Annotated in this window: 12 protein-coding genes and 1 pseudogene; 7 read left to right on the top strand and 6 right to left on the bottom strand. The window is 39.2% G+C overall.

Annotated elements, in window-relative coordinates; genetic code table 11:
- Positions 1 to 371 precede the first annotated feature (371 nt).
- Genes sigM through LC033_RS04665 form a run of 3 tightly spaced genes read left to right on the top strand, consistent with a single transcriptional unit; the run spans position 372 to position 2192 of the window.
- Positions 372 to 863 (top strand): RNA polymerase sigma factor SigM, encoded by a 492-nt coding sequence (gene sigM, locus LC033_RS04675; protein WP_226567097.1) that lies wholly within the window; start codon positions 372 to 374, stop codon positions 861 to 863.
- Positions 856 to 1914, top strand: coding sequence for an anti-sigma factor (locus LC033_RS04670; protein ID WP_226567096.1), 1059 nt, complete (start codon positions 856 to 858; stop codon positions 1912 to 1914). Before sigM ends, LC033_RS04670 begins: the two co-directional genes overlap by 8 nt.
- Positions 1902 to 2192 (top strand): anti-sigma factor, encoded by a 291-nt coding sequence (locus LC033_RS04665; RefSeq protein ID WP_226567095.1) that lies wholly within the window; start codon positions 1902 to 1904, stop codon positions 2190 to 2192. Before LC033_RS04670 ends, LC033_RS04665 begins: the two co-directional genes overlap by 13 nt.
- 211 nt (positions 2193 to 2403) lie before the next feature.
- Here the strand turns inward: LC033_RS04665 and LC033_RS04660 are convergent, their stop codons facing one another.
- On the bottom strand, positions 2404 to 3213 hold the full coding sequence (locus tag LC033_RS04660; protein WP_226567094.1) for a C40 family peptidase: 810 nt from the start codon (positions 3211 to 3213) through the stop codon (positions 2404 to 2406).
- Positions 3214 to 3555: 342 nt separating this feature from the next.
- Here LC033_RS04660 and LC033_RS04655 point away from each other — a divergent pair, with 342 nt between their 5' ends.
- Complete coding sequence (locus LC033_RS04655) at positions 3556 to 4920, top strand: alkaline phosphatase (RefSeq protein ID WP_226567093.1); 1365 nt, start codon at positions 3556 to 3558, stop codon at positions 4918 to 4920.
- 55 nt (positions 4921 to 4975) lie between these two features.
- Here the strand turns inward: LC033_RS04655 and LC033_RS04650 are convergent, their stop codons facing one another.
- Positions 4976 to 6400: a SpoVR family protein gene (locus tag LC033_RS04650; RefSeq protein ID WP_376776404.1), complete on the bottom strand. Its 1425-nt coding sequence runs from the start codon at positions 6398 to 6400 to the stop codon at positions 4976 to 4978.
- A gap of 67 nt (positions 6401 to 6467) precedes the next feature.
- A complete protein-coding gene (locus tag LC033_RS04645; protein ID WP_226567091.1) occupies positions 6468 to 7667 on the bottom strand; it encodes a globin domain-containing protein in 1200 nt (399 codons plus the stop codon).
- A 180-nt stretch (positions 7668 to 7847) separates the two neighbouring features.
- Between LC033_RS04645 and LC033_RS04640 the strand changes: the two genes are divergently transcribed.
- Together LC033_RS04640 and LC033_RS04635 are read left to right on the top strand one after the other, a co-directional pair.
- A complete protein-coding gene (locus tag LC033_RS04640; RefSeq protein ID WP_226567090.1) occupies positions 7848 to 8279 on the top strand; it encodes an Rrf2 family transcriptional regulator in 432 nt (143 codons plus the stop codon).
- Between the two features lie 154 nt (positions 8280 to 8433).
- Positions 8434 to 9909: a catalase gene (locus tag LC033_RS04635; RefSeq protein WP_226567089.1), complete on the top strand. Its 1476-nt coding sequence runs from the start codon at positions 8434 to 8436 to the stop codon at positions 9907 to 9909.
- Positions 9910 to 9949: 40 nt separating this feature from the next.
- On the opposite strand, the gene LC033_RS04630 is transcribed toward LC033_RS04635, so the two are convergent.
- Positions 9950 to 10267 carry a YqzG/YhdC family protein gene (locus LC033_RS04630; RefSeq protein WP_376776403.1) on the bottom strand — a complete coding sequence of 106 codons (318 nt, stop codon included), beginning with the start codon at positions 10265 to 10267 and terminating at the stop codon, positions 9950 to 9952.
- Positions 10268 to 10458: 191 nt separating this feature from the next.
- Between LC033_RS04630 and LC033_RS04625 the strand changes: the two genes are divergently transcribed.
- Positions 10459 to 10704, top strand: coding sequence for a YhdB family protein (locus LC033_RS04625; protein ID WP_226567088.1), 246 nt, complete (start codon positions 10459 to 10461; stop codon positions 10702 to 10704).
- Positions 10705 to 10764: 60 nt separating this feature from the next.
- On the opposite strand, the gene LC033_RS04620 is transcribed toward LC033_RS04625, so the two are convergent.
- Positions 10765 to 11385 (bottom strand): response regulator transcription factor, encoded by a 621-nt coding sequence (locus tag LC033_RS04620; protein WP_226567087.1) that lies wholly within the window; start codon positions 11383 to 11385, stop codon positions 10765 to 10767.
- Positions 11382 to 12470: pseudogene (locus LC033_RS04615) on the bottom strand (GAF domain-containing sensor histidine kinase). The gene LC033_RS04620 and the pseudogene LC033_RS04615 overlap by 4 nt, the downstream one beginning before the upstream one ends.
- Positions 12471 to 12573 lie beyond the last annotated feature (103 nt).

The following is a 12573-nucleotide window of genomic DNA, read 5'->3' as shown; positions in this document are numbered from 1 at the left end:
TTGAAGAATGGAGGATTTGTTTCTATTATAACAAATTTTTTATTACCTGGTACTAAAAATTTTCTGATGCTGTCAAAATAATGGCTGTTCATTAAAATGATGTTTTTTTGTTTGAATTACGGGTCCTTCTGTATTCTGGCATAAGGTTTTAGGAAAGAATAGAATAGTAATTTTATCCAATTTTGTCTTTTTTCGAGTTTTTATCCTGATTTGTTCTATTAAAAATGCTTTATAAATGATGCAAATTTCGCTATGATAAGGAGAAATGATTTTGAATCGGCGAAAGAAATGATTAATGTACGGTCTATGAGAAGTTTCGTGCAACTTTATGCCTTTCTTATTCGTGTATAACATAGAGGGGAGAAAAATCAGTGACAATCGATGAAATTTATCAAATGTATATGAACGATGTTTACAGGTTTCTGCTCTCCATGACAAAAGACAAACATTTGGCAGAAGACTTATTGCAGGAAACCTTTATGCGTGCTTATATACATATTCATTCCTACGACCATAGCAAAGTGAAACCTTGGTTATTTCAGGTGGCACGAAATGCTTTTATTGATTATGTCAGGAAACATAAAAAAGAAGTGACCATATCGGATGATCTCATTGGCGGTCTTTTACAAACGTCTGTACAAAGTCCTGCTGAACAGGTTGAAATAAAAGAAGTCCTCAACATGTATTTAGAGCAGCTTCCAGATAACTACAAGGAAGCATTGACATTGTATTATTTAAAAGAATTGAATTACAGAGAAGCATCCAAGGTCATGAATATTACTGAAGCAAATTTTAAAAGTGTTTTATTTCGTGCAAGGCAGCGCCTAAAAGCACTTTACAACAGAGGTGTTAATGATGAATGAAGAGTTTAACAAGCGATGGGAACAATATAATAATGGCGAAATGAATGAGGAAGAAATGATGGCGTTTGAAGAAGAGCTTGAAGAAAATGAAAAGCGCTTAAGCCAGGAACTGAATGACTCAGAATGGACGGACTTTTCCATCAGTCCTGAAAAGCAAAAAGCCATTTTACAATATGGAAAAAGAAAGTCATATATGCGTATTTCCGTACTTGCTGTCATATCGACGCTCATTATTTTACCGCTTTGTACACTAGGAAGTTATCTATACTATGGGATTGGCGGAGCAGAGAGCAGGGGCAATCATTTTATGGAAACAGCCGCAGTGACAGTTGCTCTGACAGAGCCTAATGTAGCAATTGATATGAAGGATTTAAAAGGACAGGTCAAGCTGTTTGGTATGAATACTGAGGTTAAGCTGCAAAAACAAATTGGCAATAAAACAGAAGCCATTGGCATTGAACAAATTGACATGTTTTTCGATAAACTAAAGCAGCCTACGATCTCTTATTATGGTGACAGTGCGCACGATACAGAAAAATTCTTTAGCCACCCATCTACGCAGGCAGATGCATCAAAAAGACAAACACTCACCACGCTAAACAAGCTTCCCGAAGGAACAGTGAGTGAAGTGTATGTATCCTATGTCACAGCTTACACACCAAAGGAGGTTTATTCATTTGCTGAAAAGTATGATATGAAAGTCCTCTGGAATGCGATTAAAACAGAGGATTCATTAAGTGGAAACCAGCTCCCAATCGGTTTTCCTGCAAAAGACTCCGAATTTTTAAAGGAGCTACAGCACACGTCAAAAACAGAGGTAGATCAATTCAAAGATGCCCTAGCCTATGTCAATCAGCATCCAACCTGGGCAAAAACAATCTCTGGCAGACCTGAACTTGATCTCTCTAACCGAATACGTTATATCAATCAAAATGGTGTCACTGTTTATGGCTCTGTTGTGACGGGTCCTTCTAAGGAAATTGAGAAATTTGTGAAGATGAAACGTATTAAAACGGCAAAAGTGAGCGAGGTGGAATTATGGAATTGGTAAGAATTTTTAAAGAGCATAATGTATTTGGCTGGATTTCTGTTGGCACAGCTATTTTATCCCTGCTCATGCTGAACCTCGCCATTATCAGTAACGTGACATTTTATTCTTTTCAGATGCTCCCTTTTGCAATGGCTGCAGTTCCATTTGGCATTATTGAACTGTTCATTAAAAAGGGGCGTACGGGCCCAGGTTTCCTAGGCGTCGTTTTGAATATTTTTATCATCGTTTGTGTCTATACCATTGTATCGATCGATGTAGATCTTCAATTAGGTTTTTAATGGCTCACAAAATGAAAAGCCAGTGATACTTGACTACACCGAGTATCACTGGCTTTTTTGGTTTATTGTTTATTGAATTCTGTGTGCTTTGTGATGTGCAATGATAGTGCTGATAAATGACAGCAAAACAGGACAAATCCATAAGGTCTACTCATCTCTTGTGAATGATATATGAAAAAAAGACTGCTCATGAGCAGTCTCTTTGAATAGATTAGTTGACAAATGTCTTCGCTCCAAGGTATATCGGTTTCCAATAACTTGAATTCATATCACTAATCGTCACACCGTCAGAAGCAGCATGTATAAACTTGTTGTTCCCAAGGTAGACACCCATGTGAGATGGACCAGATTTATATGTTGTAAAGAACACAAAATCTCCAACTTTTGGTGTTGACACGCTTTTCATCGAGCCCCAAAAACCTTCTGTTGTTTGTCTTGAAATCTTTTTTTGTTTATTAATGATATACCACATAAAACCGCTGCAATCAAAGCCTTTTGGCGTCGTTCCACCCCATTTGTATGGTGTACCGTTCTGTGCTTTAGCATCTGCTATGAGTTTAGACGTATTTAATGAAGAAGTAGATACCGTTTTCTCATTGACAGGTGTTGTCTTCACTATAGCCGTCTTTTTCACCTCTAGCTTTTGACCAATTTTGATGAGATCTGTTTTGAGTTTATTTAATGATTTTAGCTCTTTCACTGTCATTCCGTACTTTTTGCCAATTTTAGATAATGTATCGCCTTTGACAACTTTATGAGTGGCTGTCGCTGAAGCCGTTTTAACTTTTGTTGTTGTTTTCGAGGAAGCTTCATTTACTTTTAACGTTTGTCCAACATAAATCATGTCGGATTTCAGCTTATTGTCTGATTTAATCTTGCTCACGGTTGTTTTGTATCTTTTCGCTAGAACAGAAAGAGAGTCACCTTTTTGGACCTTTACTGATTGTGCTGAGGCAGCTCCGGCAAATAATGTTGTCCCAAGTAGAACTGTACTTGCAGCTGTGATCAATTGTTTTTTCATGTGTTCCTCCTCGTATGTATCTATCGTGATCCAAATCTACTTAATATTATAAGGATCAAATACCAGAAGAAATAGTCTTGACTTCCTGCGACATTTTGCTTAATAATTCGTCAAAATTTTATTTTTTTAGGGTTCTTTTTATTTCATTTTTATTACACAATCATGACAAATCAAATGTATCTTGTCATGGATAAATGATACATTCATTTCTCTTTTTAGTCCACTCTATGTAAAGTGGACCTTTACAATTTTAAAGTGAACTTTACGATGCTGTAAAAAGGAATCCTTTGCTCTACCATTGTAAACGTAAGAGCAATACATTCACAATGAGGAGGCACATGAATGAGTGTGTTGAAAAGCTCGAAAACGAAAATAGCTGCAGTGGCAGCGGCATCTTTGCTATCGATTGGCATTTTTTCAGGAATTGAATTTGGACAGGCTGACAAAGCTGAGGCTAAAAAGAAAACAAAAAATGACGTACAAAATGTGATCGTGCTAATTGGAGATGGCATGGGAACACCTTATCTTATAACTTACCGCTCATTTAAACACAACGGAGACCTTTCAAAGCAAACAGCGTTTGACCCTTACCTCACTGGCATGCACAAAACATACCCTGACGACTCTAAAAGTAACATCACCGATTCAGCAGCGGCCGGTACAGCCATGGCAACTGGTAAAAAGACATACAACAATGCTATCAGTGTAGACAAAAACGGCAAAAAATTAAAAACGGTTTTAGAACAGGCAAAGCGTAAAGGAAAGTCTACTGGTCTTGTCGTAACATCTGAATTAACGAATGCCACACCTGCTGCGTATGCCGCCCACGATGTTTCCAGAAAAGACACAGCAGCCATCGCTGATGATTTCTTCGATGAAAAAATCGGAAAACAACATACAGTGGATGTCATGCTTGGTGGAGGACTTGTCGATTTTGTTCGCAAGGATCGTGATCTTACGAGGGAATTCAAAAAAGCAGGTTATGATTACGTCACAAATAAAGCAGCCTTACAAAAAAACAAAAACCAAAAAGTGTTAGGCATTTTTGCTGATGGCGGTCTCGACAAAGCAATTGATCGTGATAAAAATACCCCTTCTCTACAAGACATGACGTCCTCAGCCATTAAACAGCTGTCTAAAAACAAAAAAGGATTTTTCCTCATGGTCGAAGGCAGTCAAATTGACTGGGCTGGACATGACCACGATATTGTTAGTGCCATGAGTGAAATGAAGGATTTTGAAAAAGCGTTTGAAGAAGCCATACGTTTCGCGAAAAAGGATAAAAACACGCTCGTCATCGCTACGGCGGATCATTCAACTGGGGGACTTTCCTTTGGGGCAAACGGCTCAGGCAGCTGGGATTACAAACCTGTAAAAGCAGTGAAAAAGACACTTGACTTTATTGCAAACAAAATCATAGGTGGTATGACAGTTGAATCAGCACTGAAGCAATATATAAATCTTGATTTCACAAAAGAGGAAGTAGCCTCTATTCAAAAGGCGGCAGAAACAAAAGATGCTTTCAAAATTGATGACGCGATTGAAGAAGTGATCAATACGAGATCACATACAGGCTGGACAACGTCTGGTCATACCGGTGATGAAGTACCATTTTATGCTTATGGACCAACAAGTCAGGAGCTAAAAGGTCTCATGGAAAATACAGATCAAGCGAAGCACATTTTCAAGTTGCTTAAAAACCAATAAATTTGTGAATTACACAAAAAAGATGTCTTAAAACAGACATCTTTTTGGCTCTTTTTTAAGCGAGATATTTCCTATGAACACCTTTTCCATCGTATGAAAACATCAGTTCTTTTCCTTCAAGAACTGATTCGATATGCACACTTCTTCCCCACAACTGATACAGATACGGGAGCACTTTTTCTAAGTATTTCAGGTCGAGCTCAATGCCTTCATACCAATGCTTAATATAAAGTTCATTGTTTTTTAAGTAGTCGCCATCTATCACTGTCAAATAAGGAAAACCGCCATTGACTCTCATGCTTACAAGCTGATCACGAACTGCCTTCCATTCTTTATCAATGACTTTATAATCTCTCCCCTGCTTTTGAAACAAGTACAAGTCTTCTCTCATCACAAGGTCTTTCGTTAAGTAGTTACGAATAAAGGAAATGTCCGATTCAATTTCCCGTACTTCAAACATTTTGCCGCAGCCTGACCCTTCGGTCACACCTGCTTTTTTTAATTCTTCACATGGATTGTCATAACGCTCTTCAATATCTTCAAAAATCTTTAGCCCTAAATAGTAAGGGTTGATACCCGTCTTAGATGGTTGGACCACTCCAGCATTTAATTTGGCAAACTCAATCGATTCACTTGTATCTAAATCAAGCTCACGCATAATCCGCTGGTGCCAATACGATGCCCAGCCTTCATTCATGATCTTCGTTTCAAGTTGCGGCCAAAAGTACAACATTTCCTCTCTAAGTATGGTCAGTATATCACGCTGCCACGGTTCCAGATCCCGGGAGTGTGCCTCAATAAAGAGCAAAATATCTTTTTCTGGCTTTGGCGGAAATTGCTTAACGGTTTTCTTTTTCTTACTCGTCTTCGATTCATCCATCCCCCACAAATCATCATACGGCGTATGACGTTTTGGCTTATCTTCTTCTGGCTCTTCTTCATCGTCTACATTCCAGCTTAATTTTGAACGAACAAGTGACGGATCAATATGCTCTTGCAGAGCCAATACCGCATCTAAAAAGGATTCGACTTCTTTTGTTCCATGGATATGCTCATACTCTTTAATCCGTTCTGCCGCCGCTGCCATGCTTTCCACCATATCTCGTTTTGTGTTTTGGAAACGACAATTATTTTTGAAGAAATCACAGTGCGCCAGTACATGTGACACAATTAATTTATTTTGAACAAGCGTATTGTTATCAAGTAGAAAGGCGTAGCAAGGATTTGAATTGATCACCAGCTCATAAATTTTGCTTAATCCTAAATCATAATGAAGCTTCATTTTATGAAATTGCTTTCCAAAGCTCCAGTGACTAAAACGTGTTGGCATTCCGTATGCACCGAACGTATAAATAATTTCCGCGGGACAGATTTCATACCTCATCGGATAAAAATCTAGACCAAATCCTTCTGCAATTTCTGTAATTTCATCAATGGCTCTTTGTAAAAGACGTTTTTCAGATACGCTCAAGGAAACCATCCCTCCTCATCGGACTTATCCCTACTATATGAACGCACCTAAAAAAACATGATGTTCAACCTTTCGTTTATATAACTTCGATCTCTTTGATGGATTGCCCGCCGAATGCTTCGAAATGAATATTCTGCTTTGGAATTCCAAGCTCTTTTAGAATTTGAATTATGTCCTGTGTAAACACCGGGGAACCGCATAGATAAAATTGTCCTTTCCCTTCTCCAATCACTGATTGAAGGAATGGACGGTCAATACGGGAAGCTGCTTTCTCAACAAGCTCACCTTTACTAGGTTGTGCAAATTGTTCATTACATAAGATGATGCGTCCATGAGAAGCTGAAGCTAGAACGTTTTCAAATTCATTTCCAAAAGCGGTTACATCCTCTAATCGATCTGCATGAATCATCGTAAAAGGCTGCCTGTTTTGAGCAGCTGTTTTCATTAACCCGATCATGGGTGTGACCCCAGAGCCAGCACTAATGAAATAAACAGGCTCTTTTGTGTCTTGTACCAAACAGAACATCCCCTGAGGCATACTTACTTGAAGGACGTCTACTTCTCCCATTTCATCATGTAAAAATGTAGACACATGCCCATCGCGCTTCACTGTAATACGATAATAAGATGGATGATGCTGATCTGATAAACTGTATTGTCTGCTGCACATATAGGCTTCTCCTGGCATATCTGCCTGTACTGTAATGTACTGGCCTGCTTCATACATTGGCAGTTTTGATTCATCTTCTGGTACTAAGTAAAAGGAGATCAGCGATGGAGATTCCTGTACCTTTTTCTTAATCACAAACGGTTTCATATCTGCCCATCCGCCTGTTTTCTTTACATTCTCTTCCATCATTTCTGCTTCAATGGTGATGAAAATATTTGCAATGATGTCATATGCGGCCTTCCATGCTAATAATGTGTCATCCTCCTCTGTTAATTCAAACACTTCTTTCAGCGCTTCAATGAGGTGATATCCGACGATTGGATATTGTTCTTTTTTGACCATGACACTGACATGTTTATGGGCAATTTGTTTGACAGCAGGAAGCAATTCTTCTAATCGGTCAATGTGCAATGCAGCTTGATAGAGTGTCGCAGCAAGCGCTTCAGGCTGACTTCCGTTCATGAGATTTGTTTTATTAAATTGATTGAGTAGCTCCGGGTGCTGTCTGATCATATTTTGATAAAAAACAGTCACAAGTTTGGTTCCCTCGGCTTTTAATATAGAGGCTGATTGTTTAATAGCGTTCATTTGATCTGTGGATAACATGGTCATTCCTTCTTTCAAAAGATGTATTTTAAATACATCTTTATCGTAATGGATGACAGCTTATCATAGCAATATTTATAATAGATGTTTTAAATGTTGTCACATTTAAAACTTTCTCCAACAGTTCTTGTCTAAAATGTGTTACGATGATACAAAACTCTATTAGGTTTAGAGGTCAAAATGAAACTTACGAATTATTCAGATTTCTCTTTAAGAGTACTCATTTATTTAGCGTCAAGAGAAAACAATGAACTGTCAAATATTCAGCAGATTGCCAATATTTATGGCATTTCTAAAAATCATCTGACGAAGATCATTTACCATCTTGGAAAACGCGGGTATGTGGAAACGATCCGCGGGAGAAATGGTGGAATTAGACTGGGGAAAAACCCAGAAAGCATCAATATTGGAGAAGTTGTCCGCTATACAGAGGACGATTTGGTCATGGTTGAATGCTTTGATCCAAAGAAAAACAGCTGTATCATCTCCCCAATTTGTTCATTAAAACACGTACTTCATGAAGCACTCACTGCTTATTTACACGTTCTTGACCAATACACATTAAAAGATTTAACACAAAACAAAGATGCTCTAAGAGAGCTCCTGCTTTAGACGAAAGAATTCCATTTCTTTCGTCTTTTTACCTCCTTGGAATAATATTTATTTATAATCATTATAAATAAATATTATATATCATGTTTGATTAAATATAATTAGGGTAAATAGATTGCTAGAAACCATTTTTTGTTTACAGGAGGAGAAAAGAATGACAAATTCAAATCATAAAAATTTGACGACGAATCAAGGCGTGCCTGTTGGCGATAACCAAAACTCAAGAACAGCTAGTCATCGCGGACCTTCATTTCTTGATGATTACCATTTGATTGAAAAGCTTGCACACTTTGACCGTGAACGTATCCCAGAGCGTGTCGTTCATGCAAGAGGAGCCGGTGCTTATGGTGTGTTTGAAGTAGAAAATAGCATGGAGAAACATACAAGAGCAGCCTTCTTAAGTGAAGAAGGAAAACAGACAGACGTTTTTGTCCGCTTCTCAACAGTTATTCATCCTAAAGGCTCACCTGAAACTTTGCGTGACCCACGCGGGTTTTCTGTCAAATTTTACACAGAAGAAGGTAACTATGATTTAGTTGGTAACAACTTGCCGATCTTCTTTATTCGTGATGCATTGAAATTCCCAGATATGGTTCACTCTCTCAAGCCAGATCCTGTCACCAATATCCAAGATCCTGACCGTTATTGGGATTTTATGACCTTAACACCTGAGTCTACTCACATGCTCACATGGCTTTTCTCTGACGAAGGAATCCCTGCGAACTTCGCAGAAATGCGCGGTTCTGGTGTTCATACGTTTAGATGGGTAAACAAATTTGGAGAAACCAAATATGTGAAATATCACTGGAGACCTTCAGAGGGTATTCGCAATTTATCCATGGAAGAAGCAGCAAAAATTCAAGCGAACGATTTCCAGCATGCGACAAGAGATCTATATGATCGCATTGAAAAAGGCAACTATCCAGCGTGGGACTTATATGTTCAGCTTATGCCGCTTAGCGATTATGATGAACTTGATTTTGATCCATGTGATCCAACGAAGACGTGGTGCGAGGAAGATTATCCACTTCAAAAAGTGGGCCGCATGACACTTAACCGCAATCCAGAAAATTTCTTTGCTGAAACAGAACAATCTGCTTTCACGCCAAGTGCACTTGTTCCAGGAATTGAAGCATCTGAAGATAAACTGCTTCAAGGTCGTCTGTTCTCATATCCTGACACGCAGCGTCATCGGCTTGGTGCGAACTACATGTGCATTCCAGTCAACTGCCCTTATGCGCCTGTACACAATAACCAGCAAGATGGCTTTATGACAACAAATCGTCCAAGCGGACATATTAACTATGAGCCAAACCGTTATGACGATCAGCCAAAAGAAAACCCTTACTACAAAGAAAGTGAACCTGTTCTTCATGGTGACCGTATGGTGAGACAAAAAATCGAAAAACCGAACGATTTCAAACAAGCTGGGGAAAAATATCAAAGCTACTCTGAGGAAGAGAAACAAGCATTGATTAAAAACCTAACCGCTGACCTCAAAGATGTAAATGAAAAAACGAAATTACTTGCGATCTGTAACTTCTATCGTGCAGATGAAGATTACGGACAGCGATTAGCGGATTCACTCAGTGTGGATATTCGCTCATACCTTCAAGGAAGCATGAAGTAATTGAATTTGTGCTGGCACCTCTTCCAAAAGAGGTGCTTTTTTAAAGCCGAAATACATTGATACTAATCAAATGGCCGGTCACCGGGTGAAAATAAATTTCGGCGTGCGCTGCAAAAAGTGTTGAACCTTCCTTCACGGTAACGCGAAACACATCTTTTGTCTGCTCATCATTCACTTGTGTACGTCCAATGTAATGGTAATCGTTTAAAGCGGCACCTTCATATTCGTCTTGCAAGGCTGTATAAGCAAGTCTTTCCCAATTTTCAAAGGGCTGTACCGCTGCTTTTGATGCAGGGTGAATCAGACTGCCGAGCAAAAGCATTCCTGCTACAATAAGCATCCACAATTTCGGCTGCATGATATCATTGTTCTCTCTTTCATGTATATTTTGATTAGGTTTAGCTATACGACTCTCTTTCATACATGGAGCATTTATTCAGCCTATAATTACCGGTACGCTGTTTATGCGGACACCAACTTTTCCCCTGAAAAAGTTTAAATGGTCCGTGCAAACTAATGAGGACTTCTCAAGGGAAAGGAGAAGGTTTAATGGATGTGGCGGATTATGATAAGGCCCTTTATTATACGCATCGTTCGCAGTGGGATAATTTACTTATTCTTATGGTACGTACAAAAGATGACTTGCTCTCGAAACATATTGAGCATTTCTTACATGCGTATCAATTTAACCGGAACGATGCAGATGTTGAAAAATGTTTATACTGGCTTCTGCAATATATTGACCATGCTTCAGAGGCTGCTTCTAAGGTTTATTCAGAACCGGTGTACTCATAAAGAAAAAGGCTGATTTTCGGCCTTTTTACATAAGTTGGTACGTTCAATGATGATCTTCTGTCATAGTAGCTCTTTCGGCTGATTTTTTTGATATTCCACTGCTTGTGTTCGATCTGCCAGCTCTAACTTTGATAAGTTGACCGTCTTTTCAGAAATAAACAGCGAAGAGGCGATTTCTTTGTTGCTTTTGCCCTGTGCAATTTCAAATAGGACATCTCGTTCTCTATTGGTCAGCTCGTTCATCATTGCCCATTTTTGCTCTTTTGGTTCTGTCAGATGCTGCACAAGAAAGGTCGTGATATGACCATCTAATTGATAGGTGCCATTTTGTACTTCAATCATCGTTTTGAGCAACTTTTCTGGCGCTACATCCTTGAGCTGATAGGCTTTCGCTCCAGCTTGAATAGCTGGAATGACATAATCTTTATCCGCATAGCTTGTCAGAATCACAATGCGGGTCCCCGGCATTTCTATCGTCATTTGTTTCGTTGCATCAATTCCATTCATAACAGGCATTGATAGGTCCATCAGGACAATGTCAGACTGCGTTTGTCTGACAACCTCAAGTGCCTCTTCGCCATTTGACGCCTCTCCAACGATGTCAATATCAGGCTGTGTTTGCAAAAAAAACATGAGGCCTTTTCTCACAATATGATGATCATCTGCAATGACTACTCTCATGAAGCCCCCTTCCTTTCTTGAGAAAATGGCACTTGGACATGAATGGTGGATCCTTTATTTCGCTCAGAATTAATACAAAATGTACCACCTGCTCTTTTGATTCGGTCAGCCATCCCTTTCAGCCCAAGTGAAGGAAGACTCATTTGTTCGTCATACTGAAATCCTTTTCCGTAATCGATGATTTTCATATCAAACGTGTCTGCTGATTGCTCGAGTTTGACTTCTACTTTGTCTACTCCCGCATGTTTTTGACAGTTATTCAGCGCTTCCTGACATACGCGAAACAAAGTCTCATGCCGCGAATGATCCATTTCCCTACAGCCGGATAAGGATAATGTACAGCTTAGCCCTAAAAGCTGTGCATACTCTTCAATCGCTGTTGTCAATCCTTTTTCAAGTCCTCTTGGTCTTAACTGCCAAATGAGTGACCGCATCTCAATGAGTGCATCTTGTGACAAATGCTGAATAAAATCAATCATTTCCCCTAAATTCTGGTCGCTTGTCATTTGACGGGCTGCCTTTGCAGTAAGACTCACAGAAAACAGCATTTGATTGACCGAATCATGTAAGTCCTGTGCGAGACGGTTTCTTTCTTCAAGTAGTGCATGCTGCTGTTCACTTTGCACAAGCTTCATCCGCTGAATGGCCGTACCAATTTGAAGCGCAATACTTTCAAGCAAATTCAGCTCTTCTTGTGTAAATGTAACTTTTCCTTTTGCCGCCACATTTAATAAACCGAACGTGCGCTTACATGCTTTGAGCGGAACTGTTGCATGATGCGTAATTCCTTCCGTATCTCCAAGCTTTTGCTCAATCACCGTTTCAATTCGTTAACAGTTAATGATATTGGTGGCTGATTGTAGTGACCCCTTAGTATATCGATTGATGCAATAACAATCATTTTGGCACATCAATTGCTTTCGATCCTTTGCCAGTGCTTCAGGTAAAGATACCTCTGCCATCAGTTCATACGAGCCGTCTTCCTCTATAAAATAAATCCATGCTGTCTGAAAGCCTGTAATCTCCATGAGCATATGAAGAACTTCATGAAGCGTATCTTTCATTTCCATGCCTTCTCTTATCATTACGTTGATTATACCATGAGCATCCTCTTGGCTCTTTCTCAAAAAGGATGATTTTATCTCATCCTTTTGGCTGAGAAAAAAGCCATCATGCATAACACGATGG

Origin of the sequence: Bacillus stratosphericus, assembly GCF_020524495.1 — a bacterium.
GTDB classification, from domain to species: Bacteria; Bacillota; Bacilli; order Bacillales; family Bacillaceae; genus Bacillus; species Bacillus stratosphericus_B.
This window is presented reverse-complemented; position numbering and strand designations above follow the sequence as displayed.